Annotated in this window: 17 protein-coding genes; 13 read left to right on the top strand and 4 right to left on the bottom strand. The window is 46.5% G+C overall.

What is annotated here, in order from left to right; all coding sequences use genetic code 11:
• Positions 1–126: 126 nt before the first annotated feature.
• The 3 genes from B5066_RS09260 (at position 127) to B5066_RS09270 (ending at position 4,061) form a co-directional block, all read left to right on the top strand.
• Entirely contained in the window at positions 127–1,059 is a 933-nt protein-coding gene (locus B5066_RS09260) for a DMT family transporter (protein WP_079475649.1), read from the top strand.
• A 101-nt stretch (positions 1,060–1,160) separates the two neighbouring features.
• Positions 1,161–2,981, top strand: a complete 1,821-nt coding sequence (locus B5066_RS09265; RefSeq protein ID WP_079475650.1) for a UbiD family decarboxylase — start codon at positions 1,161–1,163, stop codon at positions 2,979–2,981.
• 96 nt (positions 2,982–3,077) lie between these two features.
• Entirely contained in the window at positions 3,078–4,061 is a 984-nt protein-coding gene (locus tag B5066_RS09270) for an aldo/keto reductase (protein WP_079475651.1), read from the top strand.
• 61 nt (positions 4,062–4,122) lie between these two features.
• Here the strand turns inward: B5066_RS09270 and B5066_RS09275 are convergent, their stop codons facing one another.
• On the bottom strand, positions 4,123–4,509 hold the full coding sequence (locus B5066_RS09275) for a thiol-disulfide oxidoreductase DCC family protein (protein WP_079475652.1): 387 nt from the start codon (positions 4,507–4,509) through the stop codon (positions 4,123–4,125).
• A 297-nt stretch (positions 4,510–4,806) separates the two neighbouring features.
• Here B5066_RS09275 and B5066_RS09280 point away from each other — a divergent pair, with 297 nt between their 5' ends.
• Together B5066_RS09280 and B5066_RS09285 are read left to right on the top strand one after the other, a co-directional pair.
• Positions 4,807–5,259 carry a universal stress protein gene (locus B5066_RS09280; RefSeq protein ID WP_179124080.1) on the top strand — a complete coding sequence of 151 codons (453 nt, stop codon included), beginning with the start codon at positions 4,807–4,809 and terminating at the stop codon, positions 5,257–5,259.
• A 128-nt stretch (positions 5,260–5,387) separates the two neighbouring features.
• Positions 5,388–6,824 (top strand): DUF2254 domain-containing protein, encoded by a 1,437-nt coding sequence (locus tag B5066_RS09285; RefSeq protein ID WP_143745419.1) that lies wholly within the window; start codon positions 5,388–5,390, stop codon positions 6,822–6,824.
• 116 nt (positions 6,825–6,940) lie between these two features.
• Here B5066_RS09285 and thpD read toward each other — a convergent pair whose 3' ends face one another.
• Both thpD and B5066_RS09295 read right to left on the bottom strand, forming a co-directional pair.
• Positions 6,941–7,876, bottom strand: coding sequence for an ectoine hydroxylase (gene thpD, locus B5066_RS09290; protein WP_079475655.1), 936 nt, complete (start codon positions 7,874–7,876; stop codon positions 6,941–6,943).
• 395 nt (positions 7,877–8,271) lie between these two features.
• Positions 8,272–8,706, bottom strand: coding sequence for a universal stress protein (locus tag B5066_RS09295; RefSeq protein WP_079475656.1), 435 nt, complete (start codon positions 8,704–8,706; stop codon positions 8,272–8,274).
• Positions 8,707–9,109: 403 nt separating this feature from the next.
• On the opposite strand from B5066_RS09295, the gene B5066_RS09300 reads away from it, so the two are divergent.
• Positions 9,110–10,687: a BCCT family transporter gene (locus B5066_RS09300; protein ID WP_079475657.1), complete on the top strand. Its 1,578-nt coding sequence runs from the start codon at positions 9,110–9,112 to the stop codon at positions 10,685–10,687.
• A gap of 51 nt (positions 10,688–10,738) precedes the next feature.
• On the opposite strand, the gene B5066_RS09305 is transcribed toward B5066_RS09300, so the two are convergent.
• A complete protein-coding gene (locus B5066_RS09305; protein WP_079475658.1) occupies positions 10,739–11,464 on the bottom strand; it encodes an MBL fold metallo-hydrolase in 726 nt (241 codons plus the stop codon).
• 188 nt (positions 11,465–11,652) lie between these two features.
• Here B5066_RS09305 and B5066_RS09310 point away from each other — a divergent pair, with 188 nt between their 5' ends.
• From B5066_RS09310 to B5066_RS09340, 7 genes are all read left to right on the top strand, one after another.
• Complete coding sequence (locus B5066_RS09310) at positions 11,653–12,876, top strand: MFS transporter (protein WP_079475659.1); 1,224 nt, start codon at positions 11,653–11,655, stop codon at positions 12,874–12,876.
• A 217-nt stretch (positions 12,877–13,093) separates the two neighbouring features.
• On the top strand, positions 13,094–13,666 hold the full coding sequence (locus B5066_RS09315; protein ID WP_079475660.1) for a cell wall hydrolase: 573 nt from the start codon (positions 13,094–13,096) through the stop codon (positions 13,664–13,666).
• A 116-nt stretch (positions 13,667–13,782) separates the two neighbouring features.
• On the top strand, positions 13,783–14,613 hold the full coding sequence (locus tag B5066_RS09320; RefSeq protein WP_079475661.1) for a sugar phosphate isomerase/epimerase family protein: 831 nt from the start codon (positions 13,783–13,785) through the stop codon (positions 14,611–14,613).
• Positions 14,614–14,990: 377 nt separating this feature from the next.
• The gene (locus B5066_RS09325) at positions 14,991–15,362 is read left to right on the top strand and encodes a DUF2512 family protein (protein ID WP_079475662.1); all 372 of its coding nucleotides are present in this window, start codon (positions 14,991–14,993) and stop codon (positions 15,360–15,362) included.
• Between the two features lie 16 nt (positions 15,363–15,378).
• Entirely contained in the window at positions 15,379–15,870 is a 492-nt protein-coding gene (locus B5066_RS09330; protein ID WP_079475663.1) for a DUF2243 domain-containing protein, read from the top strand.
• A 4-nt stretch (positions 15,871–15,874) separates the two neighbouring features.
• Positions 15,875–16,633, top strand: coding sequence for a cytochrome c oxidase assembly protein (locus tag B5066_RS09335; protein WP_079475664.1), 759 nt, complete (start codon positions 15,875–15,877; stop codon positions 16,631–16,633).
• Between the two features lie 22 nt (positions 16,634–16,655).
• The gene (locus B5066_RS09340) at positions 16,656–18,197 is read left to right on the top strand and encodes an FAD-dependent oxidoreductase (protein ID WP_079475665.1); all 1,542 of its coding nucleotides are present in this window, start codon (positions 16,656–16,658) and stop codon (positions 18,195–18,197) included.
• Positions 18,198–18,227: the final 30 nt, after the last annotated feature.

The raw sequence follows: 18,227 nt of genomic DNA on the forward strand, positions 1-18,227 counted from the left end.
CTCCCGAAAAGGGGGCGGCTTTTTGATATACTGGCAGACGAAAACCCGGGAATGATTTTATTAGGATGAACTCCCGCGTATAATAGCAGGAAAATAAAGCTAATATGGCCAATAGAAAGGACAAAAATGATGCAAACAGAACAGAAAAGACGGACGGCAGGCTTTTTTCTGGTAATAATTGGTGCTTCTCTCTGGGGGATTGGAGGTACGGTGTCGCAGTATATTTTTGAAACGCACCACCTGCCTGTGGAATGGCTGGTGGCTGTAAGACTGCTTCTCTCGGGCCTGCTCCTGTTAACCATTTCTTTAATGCTTGGAAATAAAGGAAAAGTAACCGGAATCTGGCGGCAGAAAAAGAGTGCTGTATCCGTGATTATATTCGGCTTGTTCGGTATGCTTGCCGTGCAGTATACATATATGGCCTCCATTGAAAGTGGAAACGCAGCAGTGGCCACGCTGCTGCAATATTTGGCACCGGCGTTCATTCTTGCATACCTGCTTGCCGTCCGGCATACATATTGGAATATACGCGACACAGGTGCCGTATTAATAGGACTTTCTGGCACATTTCTATTGCTGACAAATGGTCAGCTGGCCGGATTATCCGTGCCGCCGGCAGCGGTAATCTGGGGTGTTCTTTCCGGAATGGCGCTTGCCTTCTATACTCTGTACGCCGGCCCTCTTTTAGCGGCGTGGGGGTCTATGAACGTCATCGGTTGGGCGATGACGATCGGAGGGGCAGCTGTAAGCTTTTTGCATGCTCCGTGGGACGCCGAGTGGGAAAGCTGGACATGGAGCGTGGCCGGGAGTGTAATTTTTGTCGTTATTTTCGGTACGATGATTGCTTTTTGGTTTTATCTTGAAAGCCTAAAGTATTTAAAACCCCAGGAAACTAGTATTTTAGGCTGCCTGGAGCCTTTGGCAGCTATTTTGGCTTCGGTATGGTGGCTGCATGTGCCATTTGGACTCTACCAGAGCCTGGGAGCCTGCCTGATACTCGGGATGGTCGTTTATTTATCACTGCCGCAAAAGCAGCGGACAAAGCCTGCATCGGCATAAATAAAATAGTGGCTGAAAGATGAATAAATACAGCAGGAAGGTAAAATGTACTAAGATAGGAAAAGAAGCGAAATACTATTCGGAAGGATGAAGCACTGTATATGTATCAAAACCTCAACGAATGCGTAGAAGATCTGGAGAAGCACGGCCATTTAGTACGAATCAAGGAAGAGGTCGATCCCTACCTGGAAATGGCTTCGATTCATTTAAGGGTCTATGAACAGGAAGGGCCGGCCATTTTATTTGAAAACGTAAAAGGAAGCCCGTTCCAGGCTGTTTCTAATTTGTTCGGCAGCGTCGAACGCAGCAAATTCATTTTCCGCAAGAATTGGAAGCAGGTTCAAAATGTTATTGCGATGAGAAATGACCCGGTGCAGGCGCTAAAGCATCCACTCCACAACATGAGCAGCGGACTGACGGCAGTAAAAGCACTTCCAAAGAAAAAGAAAAGCGTCACGGAAAACTTTCGGGAGGTAAGCATCAGTGACCTGCCGATGATTCAGCACTGGCCGCGGGATGGGGGCGCATTTCTCACACTGCCTCAAGTGTATACGGAAGACCCGGAGAAACCAGGGCCGATGAATGCTAACCTGGGCATGTACCGGGTGCAGCTAAGCGGCAATGAATTTATTCCTGATGAAGAAGTGGGCCTGCATTACCAAATTCAACGGGGAATTGGGGTACATCAGGCGAAGGCTGTGGCGAAGGGGGAGCCCTTGAAAGTTAGTATTTTTCTCGGCGGTCCTCCAGCACATACTATTTCAGCTGTGATGCCGCTTCCGGAGGGGCTGAGTGAAATGATGTTTGCCGGCATGCTGTCAGGGCGTCGTTTTCAGTACAGCTATGAAGATGGCTACTGCATTAATCATGACGCTGATTTTGTTATTACCGGTGATATTTATCCAGAGGATACGAAGCCGGAAGGGCCGTTTGGCGACCACCTGGGCTATTACAGCCTGACGCATGATTTCCCAGTCATGAAGGTCCATAAGGTGTATGCCAAAGACAAGGCTATTCTGCCGTTTACCGTAGTCGGCCGGCCGCCGCAGGAGGATACGTCGTTTGGCGCGGTGATCCACGAAATGACAGGGGAAGCGATTAAGCAGGAAATTACCGGAGTTAAGGAAGTTCATGCTGTAGACGCTGCAGGGGTGCATCCGCTTCTGCTGGCTATTGGCAGTGAACGGTATACGCCGTTCCAAAGCGTGAAGCAGCCGGCGGAGCTGTTAACAATTGCTAATCGTATTCTCGGAACAGGACAGTTAAGCCTGGCTAAATATTTATTTATTACAGCGGAACAGGAAAGAGAACTCGATACGCATCAGGAGGAGGATTTTTTCACGTACATGCTTGAGCGGATTAATCTGCGCCGCGACCTTCACTTTCAGACCAAAACGACGATTGATACGCTTGATTACAGCGGAGAAGGGCTGAATGAAGGAAGCAAGGTAATTATCGCGGCTTATGGAGACGTGAAGCGGACTCTTTGTCAACGCGTGCCGGAAGGATTCCCAGCTGACAGTTCGATGCATTCGCCTAAACTTGTGATGCCGGGTGTAATAGCGGTGGAAGCATCAGAGTTTTTCAGTTACAGGCAGGCGGCTGAAGAAATATCCGCTTTCGCTGAACGTCTCGATGAGCAGTGGGACGTTAAAGAAACCCCAATGATTATCATCTGCGATGACAGCAGCTTTGTCAGTGAGACGATGCGCAATTTCCTATGGGCCGTTTTCACACGCAGCAATCCTTCGCACGATATTTATGGGGTGAACAGCTTTTATGAAAACAAGCATTGGGGATGCGACAGCATGATCATCGATGCCCGCATCAAGCCTCACCATGCTCCGCCGCTGCTTCCGGACGAAAATGTAGAGCGCCGGGTGGATGATCTTATAAAAAGGGCTGGCTTAAGAAAAAAATAGTTTACTGAAAATGTTTAAAGTGGAACAAAAGCGTGAACAGAAAGACACCTGTTTGAAAAAGCAGAGTCATTAATCCAGAAAGGACGAATACCTGTAATGGAAAAACGACAGCTTGGCAACAGTGACCTGCATATTTCCTCTATTGGCCTGGGGTGTATGGGGATGTCCGCTTTTTATGGAAAATTAAACGATGAAGAGTCAAAAAAAACGATACACACAGCACTTGATCATGGGATTAATTTTCTCGACACGGCTGATATGTACGGCCCGATGACTAATGAAAGACTGGTTGGTGAAGCGATTCAAAACCGTCGGGAAGAAGTAGTGCTCGCTACAAAATTCGGGAACGTGTACAGCAATGAGGGTGAACTCACAGGAGAAGTAAACGGCCGGCCAGAGTATGTAAAGCAGGCATGTGATGCGAGCTTGAAGCGGCTCGGCGTTGATACCATTGACTTATATTATCAGCACCGGGTGGACCCGGATGTGCCAATTGAAGAAACGGTAGGTGCGATGAAGGAACTCGTAGACGCCGGAAAAATCCGGTATTTGGGCTTGTCGGAAGCCGCTCCGGAAACAATTCGCAGGGCTCATGAAACGCATCCAATTACGGCTCTGCAGACAGAATATTCATTATGGAGCCGGGACGTGGAGGATGAAATTCTGCCGCTTTGCAGAGACCTCGGAGTTTCCTTTGTAGCTTACAGCCCACTGGGGAGAGGATTTTTAACCGGACAAATCAAGCAGTTTGAGGATTTGGAAGAAGATGATTTCCGCCGCTTTTCTCCAAGGTTTCAGGGAGAAAACTTCAACAAAAATCTTGAGCTCGTGGATAAAATGAAGGAATTAGCTGAAGAAAAAGAATGCACAGCTTCCCAGCTGGCCCTGGCCTGGTTGAGAGAGCAAGGCGTGATAGCGATTCCAGGGACTAAGCGGCGTACGTACCTACAAGAAAATATTAATAGTCTGCAGGTTAAACTTACGAGGGCCGATATGAAAGCAATTGATGATATTGCTCCTAAAGGTGCTGCCGCAGGCATGCGGTACCCTGAAGAAGGAATGAAAACGGTGCACCGGTAATAAAAACAAGCCCAGCTGTCCAAAGATACCTGGACAGCTGGGCTTATTGTCTCTGTGGAAGCTAACTATTCTTAAAAGAAATATGTTTTAGACGGCTTTTTGAAATGGCATTGTACAATGGTACGCCAACCCGGTCAGCGTACGGAAGATAAAGTACGATAGCTGGAAGGAAACTGGCCGGAACAGCAAGCAGCAACCGGCGAAAGGCGTAAAAACCATGGAGGACGACCCCCTGGTTTGTAAACATATGCAGCTCGTGTGCAGCGTTTCTTGAGGATAAATAGGGGAATTTATCCATGTGGAGCCAGGCGTCCTGAATGGGAATCCACTCGCAGTGCTGATGCGGGTCCAGAAATTGAAAAATGCGAACGGCTGCAAGACAGGGCGGGCAGTATCTGTCGAAAAATAAATAATGAATAAGGCATCTGTCCTTTAAAAGATTTCGAATGCATTTATGCGTTAACGTTTAATACATATATTGTACGGGTAAATTTTAAGTAACGCCATAAAAACAAAAACGTCCGGGTGTGGCAGGACGACAATTTCATATGCGGCGGAAATGAATGGATATAAAAGCCAGAACATAAGCCAGGAAAAGGATGATCGTTCTTTTTCTGGCTTTTTATATTTTTTTAGATAGTAAGCAAAGTTAACAGACGAAAAACGGAGGAAACACAGGCTATTTTGTGAAAGCTGAAGCAGAAAGCTGAGCCAAGTAATTTAGAAAAAGAAAGGAAAGATGAAATTGGCACAAATTAATCGTATACTCGTAGGAGTAGAAGCTCTTGAAGGCTCCTCCCATGATGCATTTGATAAAGCGAAAGAGCTGGCAAAAGAAAATAATGCCACGCTTATCATCGCATTTGTTATGGATAAAAACGGCTATGCCTCCCTGGAACGGATGGATCCGCATGGTTTCAGAAGATTGAAAAAACAGGCGGAAACACGGCTGAAGGGCTATAAAGAAATGGCCGAAGAGAGTGGACTCAAAGACGTGGAAACGGTGCTTGAAGTAGGAATTCCGAAAAAAGAAATGGAAAACCTATGTGAAAAATATAATGTAGATATGATTGTTGTTGGGGAAACGGGCACGTCTAAAGTGGACCGGATCTTTCTCGGGAACACAGCCAAAGCCATTCAGAAAAAAGCAAAGTGTGACGTGAAGGTCATATCAACCAAAGAGGCAGTAAGGGAATAGAAATTACCAGCTAAAGCAGCATGATTGCTCTTGAGCTTTCCTCCTGTACGTACAGAGGGAGGCTCCATGTATGGGGCCCATAATGAATGCTGCAAACAGCTGATTAAAACAACAGAAAGGTGAACAAATTGAAATATTATCTACATCAATTAATGCCAAAAAAATTACGGCAGATTAAAAGCATGTCCTCAAGACAGCGGTGGTATGAACTCCGCTCGAGTCTTTGGGTGCTGCCGGCCATCTATATTGTTTTGGCTGTGCTTTTAGCCATTGGGGCGTACTACGTGGAATTCGGCCTCGAGCCTGCGTTTGCCATGGCTCCTATCTTATCTACTGGGTATTCTTTAACCCAGACAATGTACAGTACGCTTCTCTCAGGTGTACTCACGTTAAACGCATTTACATTTAACTCCATTCTCGTCGTTTTGACGAGTTTTTCCGGCCAGTTTACGCCCCGGGTTTTGTTTAATTTTATTTCAGATCGCAGAACCCAGCATTCCATCGGAGTCTTTAACCTGTGTTTCTTTTTCCTGCTGATCGGGTTTTTCTTTTTGACTTCTTCGATGGAGCAGTACACGATATTTCCGGTGCTCGGCGTATTGGCTACCGCCGTATCGGTGATAAACTTTATATTGTTTATCAACCATGCAACGAAATGGATGCAGGTGCCAAGCATTACAACGAACATGAAAGAAGAATCGCAACAGCGCATTCTTAACACGCTGCTGTATGACCTTGAAGCACATCGCGCTAAGAGTAAAAGTGAGGTACACGAACCGAAGACCGAAGGAGAACCGCATGTCGTTGCAAGTGAAACGACCGGTTTTATCCAGGTCATAGATTTCGGCAAAATTGTAAAAGAAGCAGCCAGGGATGGCATCGTAGTACGCTTGGATCGAAGAATTGGGGATTTTGTACTTGAAGGCATTCCTATATTTTCTTATTGGAAAACGAATGAAGAACCGGACCTGCCGGTTAATGAAAAAAAGTACCGTAACTTGATGTATCTTGGGAAAAGTAAAACAGAAGTGCAGGACATCGAGTTTGGCATCCGGAAATTGACTGAAATTGCGATTAAAGCGCTTGGAAACGACGAGCCAATGACCGCCCAGGATGCGATTTATCAGTTAACAGACCTCGTTTTTTCTATTTCCAAGGTTACACGCTTTACTTCATATTTAACCGATGACAATGATACACTCCGGCTGATCATGAAAGATGAACAGTTTTCTTACTATGTTTACTCTGCATTTACGTATATTGCGTCGTACGCAGAAGAAAAGCCGGGAGTAACGTTGACGCTTCTTGAAGCACTGGTTATTTTATCAAAAGCGCTGGAGACAAAGGACAAAAACTGTTGCTGGCATTACGGCAAAAGTATTGCCCGTAATTATTCCGGGAAGCTTCCCCAGGACTATGACCAGGTTACTTTTATGAACCATTTGGAGCAGCTTTCAGGCTCTGTGGGAGACAAAGATAAATTTTACGAGATGCTTAACGATTTTGTAGAAAAAGAGCTGCTTGATAAAAAACTGGTAGACCGGAGAAAACAGGAAACGGGATAAAACAGTACCGATCCACTTATTTGGATCGGGTTTTTTATGTATTACTAAACCATGAAATGCCAATAATGATATAAAAATCGGGCCGCAATAGAAACGGCCCGATAAAGGTGTAAGAATTATTTAAAGGATTTTGTGCCTTCAGTCAGAGATTCTGACGTTGGCTCAATAGCGGAAGTGTCCTGGCGGTTGGCCAGAAATTCCGGGCGCGGCTCCTGGCCGCTGAACGGATCCACGAGCTTGTTTTCCACCGAGTTGAACACGAAGAACACGTTGCTGCGCGGATACGGCGAGATGTTGCCGGCCGAGCCGTGCATCGTGTTGCAGTCAAAGAAGAGCACCGAGCCCGCCGGGCCGGTCGCACGGTCAATCTGGCCGCCGGCCTGCTCCGTGAGCCATTCCATGCTTTCGTTGTCCGGTACGCCGGTCTCCTGCTTTTTCAGCGACTGTTTGAAGTTGTCCTCCGGCGTCGTGCCCGGACAGGAGACGTACCATTTCTGCGACCCCGGGATCAGCATGAGCGGGCCGTTGAACTCGTAGTTGTCCGTGAGGATGATCGAGCAGCTGAGCGCCCGCATGTCCGGCATGCCGTCTTCCATGTGCCAGGTTTCAAAATCCGAATGCCAGTAGAACTCCTTACCCTTAAAGCCTGGCTTAAAGTTTATCCGGGACTGCATCATATACACCTGGCTGCCGAGGATCTGCTGGGCAGCTTTGACAATGCGTTCGTTTTTGGCGAGCATTTCAAAGAACCCGCCGTCCTTATGGATTTCAAACACGGAGCGGACCTCGTTGCTGTTCGGCTCCTTGATCACGTCCGGCGCGTCGCGCTCTTCGTTGCGCTTCATCGTCTCCCGGAGCTCGCGCTTCATCATGTCGACTTCCTCGTCGGTGAACAGCTTCTGGAGCATGAGGTAGCCGTTCTCGTCGTAAAAGTCCAGTTCCTCTTTCTGCAGTGGTCCGTCGAAGTCGGATCCGCCATGAACAACGGGGTCCTTCCGGTCCATGATTTCCTTATGGTCGCCCTGTCTGGATGGATACTTATCAATTGCCATTTTCGAGTCCTCCTAAAATTTTAAAGCTTAGAATGAGAGCAGGCTAAAGAGTCCTGCTTTAAAGTGGGTGAAAAAAGTTCTTCTTGAGCACCGGCTACATGCCTGGTTGCACGTCGGCTAAAAGATAAAAATAATGCACAGCGAAAACAAAAGAACAATAGAGCCCGGGAGAGGAGTAAACCGGTTTTTGTACGCAAAAAAGCCAGAAAAGAGATAGGGCTTTTCTGGCTTATGTTTTAGGCGCTATTGTCCCAACATTTCCACCATGCATATATTTTTGTTCCTCAAATAAATGGGAACACTTAAATGGTTCCCGCTTGTAAAAGGAATAAACCTAATTTTTCAAAAAAAAGCAGCGGCAATTTACGCCAGCTGCTTTTCGCTAATATTAATTACTAAGAACGGACCACCATCACACTGCATGGGGCTGTTTTTGCGATGTGTTCTGACACACTGCCCATGAATATTTTCTCAACAGCGTTTAAACCAGTGGCGCCGGTTATTATCAAATCGACATGATATTTTGGCACAATATCACGGATAATTTTCGTTTTAGGGGAGCCGTATACAAGTTCTACAGTTACGTCTGAAATACCAGCTTCCTCTGCCTGCTTTTTATACTTTGCCAGTAATTCATTAGCATCTTCCTGCACTTTTTCAATAATAGACGGGGCGTAACTGCTCATTGGCTGGTAGGCGTTTTTGTTGATTACCCTGGCGATTATAAGCTGGGCTTGCTGCGCCCTGGCAATAGGGAGAGCGGTTTCAAAAGCGTATTCAGCCTGTTCAGACCCATCGACAGCGACTAATATAACGTTCATTGTTTGCATAGAACATCCTCCTAATATAGTAGATTCGCAGGGAACGCCTGCTTGAAACCTAATGCTGGAGAGAAGACAAAAAGTAAATGGAGTGAACTTTGTGTACCTCTTTGATGATCTATATTCCTACCTTCATTGTACCCGATATTTTTCAGATTTACGATGCTAATAAAAGAATAATTAGTGAAATAGTCATGAAAATAAATAAGTTCATTGAAAAAATCCACAGATCAGTGAATTTGTGTATTATTTGCAGGTTAATTCGGGTACAACGATACATAAGGCTTTGTATGTTAGTTCTTTGCTCCTAATACTAGTTTAAAGAGTTTTTTGAAACTAACTGTTTTTAAAAGGCCTTATATGTTAAAGTTTCGTTAATTCGTTTCTGCAAGCAAAGAGAGGGGGAAGCATCATGAGTGAAAAAGAGAAGAAATTTAAATTTCTCAACAGTATCTTTTTTATATCTTTTATCATCATTTTTGCGTTTGCGTTATGGGGAGCAATAGCACCACAGGCCCTACAGGCCCAGGCCGAATTTACATACGGCTTTATCGCTGATACGTTCGGCTGGTTCTATTTACTGTTTGTGCTGTTTTTGATCTTATTTAACTTTTATATGGCGTTCAGTAAGTATGGACGTGTCAGGCTGGGAGGCGATGACGCCCGGCCGAAATATCCTTTTTTTACCTGGATTGCGATGCTTTTCAGCTGTGGATTTGGTGTAAGTATCGTATTCTGGGGTGTGGCAGAGCCAATGACCCACTTCCAGACTCCGCCGCCCTGGACAAACGTGGAGCCGGGAACACCCGAAGCGGCAAGAGAAGCAATGTGGAACGCATTTTTTAACAACGGTATTCACCAGTGGGCTTCATTTACATTTGTAGGGCTTGCGATTTCCTACTTTTTATACCGTCAGGAAGAGCGTAGCCTTATCAGTGACACGATGAATGGTGTTATTGGAGATGGCACGCGCCCGCTCCGTAAAGGCTTCCGTAACGGCGTGGATATCATTGCTGTTATCGCTACAGTAATGGGGGTAGCAACCACACTCGGTTTGAGTGTGCTGCAGATCAGCGGCGGCCTCAACAGTGTGTTTAACGTGCCTGCCAGTTCGACGACCCAATTTATAATTGTTGCTGTCATGTTCGTATTCTTTATGGCTTCCACAATTTCCGGCCTGGACCGCGGAATAAAATATTTGAGTAATGTAAACCTTGGGCTGGCATTATTTTTAATGGTAGCGGTCCTGTTTATCGGACCGACCGGCTTTATATTTGAAACAATAACAATGGGTCTTGGTGATTACGTTCAAAACTTCTTCCAGGCAAGCCTGCGTATGGAAAACTATACAAATGGCACCTGGGTGCAGGACTGGCCGATTTATTACTGGGCCTGGACCATTGCCTGGTCTCCGTTCGTGGGCATGTTCGTAGCCCGTATTTCCAAAGGCCGTACACTCCGGGAATTCGTTCTTGGCGTTATGGTGGCTCCGCCATTTATCGGTATAATCTGGATTGGTATTTTCGGCGGCACTGCCATCAACCTGGATTTATTTCACAATACAGACATAGCAGGGATCGTTGCGGAGGATACGACACGGGCCATGTTTGCCATGCTGGATAATATACCACTTGGCACGCTGCTTTCGATACTATCGATTTGTCTGTTGTTTACATTCCTTGTAACGTCAGCGGACTCTGCAACATTCGTACTTGGCATGATGACCTCTAACGGAGATACGAACCCATCAATGCTTTTAAAAATAATCTGGGGCGCTCTCATTGCAGGACTCGCTACTGTATTAATTATCAGTGCCGGCCTGAATGGGCTTCAGACAGTTTCTCTCATCGGGGCTTTGCCGTTCTCTATCGTCTTGTTTATCTCCGCCATTTCCTTGCTGAAATCCGTTCGAAAGGATTACAAGGAAACGAGACTGCGGGAGGAAGAGGAGCGCCGGCAGCGAATTCGGGAGGATATCGAAAACTCGTGATCAACGTACAGACGAAAGCACCTCCGCAACCGGCGGAGGTGCTTTTTTTATTTAGGATAAAATCTCACTGATTTTATGATTGATGTCTCCGTGTACGACGCCTCCGTGGTAACAAATCACGGTGGTCATATCAAAGCCGAGGAGCTTTTCGAGGGAACGGCGGGCTTGTTCCATATCAGGGGTCACTTCTGCACGAGGGCCGAAAAGCTCGCCGTCTTTAGCAGTCAAAGCGTCGCCCGCAATGAGCGTATGGCTGTTTTCGTGATACAGGCTGATATGGCCGGGAGTATGGCCGGGCGTATGCAGGACAGTCAGCCCCTCAATGGGTGTGTCTTTTTCTTCTACAGTTTCACTGATAAGCGATGGCTCGGTTTTGTCAAACATGTGGCCAACTCTGTCCCGCTTTGCTTCTGGAAGAGTATCAATCAGGTTTGCTTTGGCATTACTGCTTAGTTTGATCAATGGCTCCGCGCCGTCCACATAAGGCTTGTCGGCCGAATGCATGAGAACTCGTAAGTCGGGATGGTCGTGAAGAATTTCCGGAAGGCTGCCAATGTGATCAATGTCCTGATGGGTTAAAATAATAGTTTCAAGGTGATCAGGATTTAGATTTTCATTTCGTATCAATTCATAAATCTCTTCTTCATATCCAGGCATGCCTGTGTCAAAGAGGATAAGGCGGCCATTGTTATTTATGAGGGTTAAGTGTAGTACCATAGTGTCTGTTCCGTTTGGAATAGACAGTTTGAGTACGTGCATAGTTTCTGTCAATTTCATAGCGGCCGAAGCGGTCAGCTCCGGTTCACCTCCTTATATTAATAATGAACCTAAAAGGATTATTCCTCGTTTTCTTTTATCTATAACATGTGCATAATGGAAAAGTACGTGTATATGGAAAAGGGGAAAAGTATGATACCGTATTCTTGGCCTTGTTTTTAAGACGATGTAAAGAAAGGAGGGTATTGATGGCTTCGAAAAAAAATAAACATTCGTCCGATAGCTACACGCTTGGACTAATAGCCGCCCCGGAGCTCCCAAAGGAAATTTGTGACGAAATAGAAGGGGAACTTCCCGATTTACTCAAAAACTATGTAGATGACCGGAGAGGCTGGGAAGTGGAAGTGCTCCTTGATCCTTTTGCCGGAGTGATAGAAAAATCAGAACCGGTAATTGAGGAAGCAAAAAAGCATAAAGAAAAGCATGAATGGGACTACGCCCTCTGTTTTACGGATCTGCCTATTGTAGACGGAAAGAAGCTGGTAATAGCTGACGCCAGCTCAGACCGGGAAATCGGTCTTATTTCCCTGCCCTCTCTCGGAGCAATGCCCATGAAAAAGCGCGTCCGGGAAGCAATGATGCAGCTTGTAAATGAAATGCATCATGGAAGCTCTGAAGAAGACCGTGAACGGCAGAATGAGCGCATTGCAGAAAACCAGGAACAGCTTGAAGAGCACGAAGACGACCATTCCTACCAGGTCCGTGGCAGAGGCTCCAGGGAGCTGATGGGCAGCCGTTTGTACGAGCGTTTTTCTCCAATTAAAAGGAAAGTATATTCTAATGAAGAGGAAAGCCAGCACGTCCGCTTTTATGCCAATCTGAATGTAAGGGGACGCACGAGGCTGCTTTCCGGCATGGTGCTGGCAAACCGTCCCTGGACGATTTTTCCAGCCTTTAAGCGTGTCATCGCTTTAGCTTTTGCTACTGGTGCTTACGGACTGATTTTTCCAAGCTTCTGGATGCTGAGTGATACTTACGGCTTTTGGCGTTTTCTTGCAGTTATGTTTACGGCTATGGTTGCTATGACCGTATGGTTTATCGTTGCTCATGGGTTATGGGAAAACGAGTCCAAGGCAGAGTCTAAATTTTTGGTCCGCTCCTACAACAAAGCTACGGCTTCTACAATCGGCATTGCCATTATCCATTATTATATTGTGTTATTTATTATGTTTTTGATTGTTTCTCTGTTATTTATTCCTGCCTCCCAGCTGGCGCTGAATTTATCGGGCACAGTAACCTTTGCAACCTACCTGAAAATTTCATGGCTTGCCTGTACAGTGGCTACGTTGGGAGGGGCGCTTGGAGCAGGACTGGAAAGTGAAGAAACGGTTCTTAAAGCAACCTATGGCTACCGCCAGCGTATCCGCAATGAACGTGCAAAGTCAGAAAAACAGAAAAAAAATTCCTCCTGATGTCTATGCATTCTGGCGCGTACGGAGCCATACAGGAAATATATTGCCCGTGGTTGTGCTTATAGATTTTCTTTACTTATTTCAGCGGAAAATAGCCGAATATCCCCTCAGTGGTAATTATTATTTCTGGCAGAAAAATGGTAGAGTGATGGCAAACCTGTCATTTACCGCCATCATTGGAACAATAATTTTGCCTCATTGATAAAGGGTGATTATAATGTCCAAGCAGTATTCCATTTACACTGTAATGGGAACGCTTGCTGTTTTTGCCGCTGTGCTGGGTGTCTTAGTCTACAGCGTGCATGAACGAAGCCAGACAGCGGAGCAGGAACCAGAAGAAAAGCAACCTGCAGTAGAAGAAGAGACAGTACAGGAAGCAACGGCACCTGAAGAAGAGGAAGAAAGAGTGGCCTCAAGCGAAGTCCCTGAGGTTGAAAATGAAGAACTGCTTGAACGGGCTGTGCATGCAGAAGCCAAAGATGAGTCTTTTGAAGGCATGGTAGCCGTGGCTAGTGTTATTTTGAACCGTATTGAATCAGAAACCTTTCCAAATGACGTTGAAAGTGTCATATATGAAGAAAATCAGTTTCAGGTCGTGGCTGACGGAAGTATAGAAGAGTCTCCTTCCGAACGCGCAGAAGAAGCAACAGAAGAAGCGCTGAATGGATCGGAACCCGTAGGTGATTCATTGTTCTTCTGGAGTGAAAAAGTGCCGAAAGACAATTGGCTTTGGGAAACAAAGACAGTGGACTATGAAATCGGCGGCCACGTGTTCTCGGAAGATGTTTAATAAAGACCAGCGGCTTTGCCTCGCTGGTCTTTATTTGTAGCTTCTATAGTTCTTCCAGCACTTCGTGGAGAAGAAACATATTACAGAAGAGTTGTAGTAGTGAAAGGGAGGATGGGATGAATTTTTCGATATGCAGCTGGGTGTTTGGAGACCGGCCGATTGAGCAAACGATGCGTGACGTATCCGTCATAGGGTACGATGAAATTGAAGTGCATGCGAGAGACTATAATTGGGAGGGATTGGTCGATCTGGCAGAAACCTTGGATATCCGTATCCGGGGCTTGTGTGCGGATGCAGGCTGGCCGCGGAAAGAAACAGATTTATCACAGGTGAACCCTTCCATGCGAAAAACAGCTGTAAATTATTTTAAAGAGCAGATCAACCGTGCATACCGGGCAGGAGCAGAATACATGGTGCTGTCCCCGTGTGCGCCAGGTAAAGCAGAGCCGGAAGAAAACGGCAAAGCAGAATGGGAAGCGGCTGTCCTGTCACTTCAGGAAATAGCTCCATATGCAGAAGAAAGAAACGTCGCGCTTGTGATCGAGCCGTTAAATCGTTATGAAAGCTGTATTATTAACACCGGTTGGCAGGCGTTGCTGCTGGTGAAGGAAATAGGGCACCCTTTTGTAACGACGATGCTCGACACTTTTCATATGAACATTGAAGAAAGCAGCATGGAAGCACCTTTTCATCATCTTGGCCCAGCTCTCAGCCACATACACGTAGCAGATACTAACCGGCAGGGTCTGGGATACGGGAGGCTCTCATGGAAAACAATTGCAGATACCATTAAGGAAACAGGCTACGGCGGAACAATTACAGTAGAATGCCTGCCTCCCGATTTGAGCGTGTTCTCCTCCGCTGAAGGAAAATCGGAAGCAGATATTATAAATGAATATGCTGAAAAATCGCTCCAGCGTCTTCACCGGCTTTTTCGTGCTGAATAATATGAATAACCCTACGCGGCACAAGAGGGCGGACTATAACTGTCATCCTAATCCAGGGCTATCGATGGGTGAGGGAACAAATGGTTTTTTGCCCGGCCTGAAAGACATGCTCCAGCTCATAATATTTCTTTAAAGAGAGCGCAGGATAGAGATAGTATTGCTAAATCATTTAGTTTGCTGAGCTTGAAAGAACTCTCTTTTAATCCAAAAGAAAGTTTATGGAAATGTATTTAAAGGAAACAGAAGAATAGCCAAGCATTAACTGCATAAACGGAGGCAGCAATCGCGGGATTAAGCCTTGCGGTAAGCCAGGAAAAGAGAGGCGTCTTTCCCTGGCTTTTTGTGTATTTTTAAGCACACATGGAAAGGAGTAAAACATGAAGCATATCAAAGCATTAACTGGTAAAAGCATAATGACTGCCGCACTGTTATTTTTGGTGCTGAGCATCGCAAATGGGGTTTCTATTTGGAGTGTGCTGGTGCTCACTATTATCATCGGCGCCATCAGCTACCCACTCGGAGATCTAGTACTGCTTCCACGTGTAAAAAGCCTAATGGCAGCGGGCGCAGATGCCATTTTAGTATTTGCTGTCGTATTAGCTGCAGGGGCTGTGATCACTTTCGCTGGCCCAGTACTGCTTGCAGCTGTGGTAACCGCAGTGTTGATGGGGGCAGCTGAATACATGTTTCACTTTTATATGGGCACACACGTACTTTTTTCGAGCAATCGCCTGAAAACAGATATGTAGCAGAGGAGGACCAGCCATGTCAGAAAAAAATGAAGCTATGCTTCGGAGAAACCAGAAAAACTACGCCGGGCGAAATATATTATCCGGCTTTCTTTTCGGTCTCGGGCTCATTGCTTTTATCGATGAAGTAGTCTTTCACCAGCTGCTGCACTGGCACCATTTTTATGATTTATCAACAACGACCGCAGGGCTCATCTCAGATGGCTTTTTTCATGCATTCAGCTGGTTTGCTACGGTAGCTGCCTTATTTATGGTGGCTGATCTCCGGCGCCGGCAGAGCTTCTGGCTGCGTCGGTGGATCGGGGGCACACTGACCGGGGCCGGCTTTTTTCAGCTTTACGATGGCCTGGTCCAGCATAAATGGATGGGCATTCACCAGATACGGTACGGTGTAGATATTCTTCCTTACGATCTTGTATGGAATATTAGTGCACTCGTCATCCTTATTGCCGGAATAGTGGTATGGAGGCAGACTTCGCAGATGAAAAAACAGAAAGAAACGGTATAAGCTGATGACTACTGCTCATTATATTGCAGAAGGAATACTTGCGGCCCCCTTTATCCTTGTGTGCCTGCTGTATCTTTTTGCAGCTTTCCGGGATGCGGGATGGCCGGCACGCCGCATCGGCTTGTTCGTCACTGGCACAGCGGCGGCAGTGATTTCAGTCCTCGGGCCAATTCCGCGGATGGCTCACGATTCATTTGTCATTCATATGACCGGGCACCTGCTGCTTGGCATGCTGGCACCGCTTTGTTTAGTGCTTGCGGCGCCGGTAACGCTTGCTCTTCGTGCTTTGCCAGTACCTGCAGCGAAAAAACTGGCTAAAATGCTGCGGAGCCGCTTTGTAACAATAATTTCTCATCCGGTGACGGCCACGGTGCTGAATATTGGCGGCTTGTGGTTTTTATATACGACCGGGTTGTACGCCTTGATGCATGCCTCTGCTCTTATCTATATTATCATTCATGTCCATATTTTCTTGGCGGGGTATGCGTTTACAGCTTCAATTATTTATATTGATCCGATGCCTCATCGGTATTCTTTTCTGTTCCGATCCGGGGTGCTTGTGGCAGCGCTTGCAGGGCACGGTATTTTATCCAAATACTTGTACGTGTCACCGCCGGCAGGGGTAGGCCAGGAAGCTGCCCAGGCAGGATCAATGCTGATGTATTACGGGGGCGATGCGGTGGATATTGCCATTATGGTGATTCTCTGCTGGCACTGGTATAAGGCAGCCCGCCCCCGGGAAGAAAAAGCAGTCGCGGTTTGAATAACTATAAGGAGGAACTACAATGGCTAACAACAGAAGTGTCCCTTTATATCCACATTCTTTATGGCTTAAGGAAAGCGAATCTACAAACATGCCGGCACACAGCGGCGAAGACACCGCAGAAGTTACTATTGCAGGCGCCGGAGCAGCCGGTATTACAGCTGCTTACTATTTAGCGAAGGTTGGAGCCAAAGTTGTGCTGCTCGAAGCGGGAAGGGTACTTGAAGGCACCACCGGAAATACAACAGCAAAAATATCCTCCCAGCACGGCATGATATACGATGAGCTGATGCAAAATCACGGGCGGGAAAAAACAAGCCAGTACCATGAAGCTAACGAACAGGCGATCCGTGATATGCGAAACCGGGTGGAAGAGCTTGGTATTAATTGCAAATGGGAGGAACGGAACGCTTTTATTTATACGAATAGCGAACAGCAGCAAAAAGTGATGGAGCAGGAAGCCGAAGCATACCGGCTACTAAACGTTAACGGCGGAGAGGCTTCTGAAGAACATGATCTCCCGTATGCTGTCGCTCGGGCCCTTGTGATACGCAATCAGGCCCAGTTTCAGCCAGTGCATTATTACCATGCACTTCTTGAAGAGGTAGTCCGGCTGGGCGGGCGTGTGTATGAAAATACGAGGGCTTCGGATGTAAATAAATCAAATGGTAAAGTCGTAGTTAACACAAACAATGAAAGCAAAATTACGAGTGATTATCTTTTGGTGACAAGCCATTTCCCTTTTAACGACGGCATGGGGAAATATTACAGCCGTCTGCACGTGGAGCGTTCCTACATTATCGGGGCTAAAGTCCAGACGATGCCAAGGCATATGTATATTAGTGTAGATTCGCCTTCAAGATCGCTTCGTACAGCAAAAGACGAGAACGGGGAGGATCTTCTTTTAATCGGCGGGGAAGGTCATACATCTGGTAAAAATGAAACCAGCACGTTTGAGCGGTACGAGGCACTGCGTACCTTCGGCGAAGAGCACTTTGGTCTGCAGGAAGTGCCTTACCGCTGGTCGGCTCAGGATATGATTACCTTGGATAAAATGCCGTATGTCGGACCGATGACTTCCGGAGAAAAGCAGATTTTTACTGCCACCGGCTTCATGAAATGGGGAATAAGCAACAGCGAAGCAGCAGGGAAAATGCTGGCTGATTACGTGCTAGGCAATGAAAATGTCTACAAAGAAGCGTTTGACCCGACGCGCTCTGAACTGAAAAAGAAAAACATTCAATCCTTTGCAGCCGAAAACATGGATGTCGGGAAAGAAATGGTTAAAGGAAAATCCAACCGGGGCGATAAAGAAAAGAACCTGGAAAATGATGAAGGAGCTTTAATTAATACCGAAGACGGGAAGGCCGGAGCTTACCGGAATGAAACAGGAAGACTGTATGTTGTCGACACCACCTGTACGCATATGGGCTGTGATCTTTCCTGGAACAATGCAGAACGGAGCTGGGACTGTCCGTGCCATGGGTCAAGATTTTCCTACGATGGGGAGGTTATTGAAGGCCCGGCAGTAAAGCCGCTGAAGCGTAAAACAGATCTAGAATAACAAAGAAGGCCGGGAGAAAAAATCTCCGGG

The sequence above is a fragment of the Marinococcus halophilus genome, assembly GCF_900166605.1.
In the GTDB taxonomy this organism is placed as follows: domain Bacteria; phylum Bacillota; class Bacilli; order Bacillales; family Marinococcaceae; genus Marinococcus; species Marinococcus halophilus.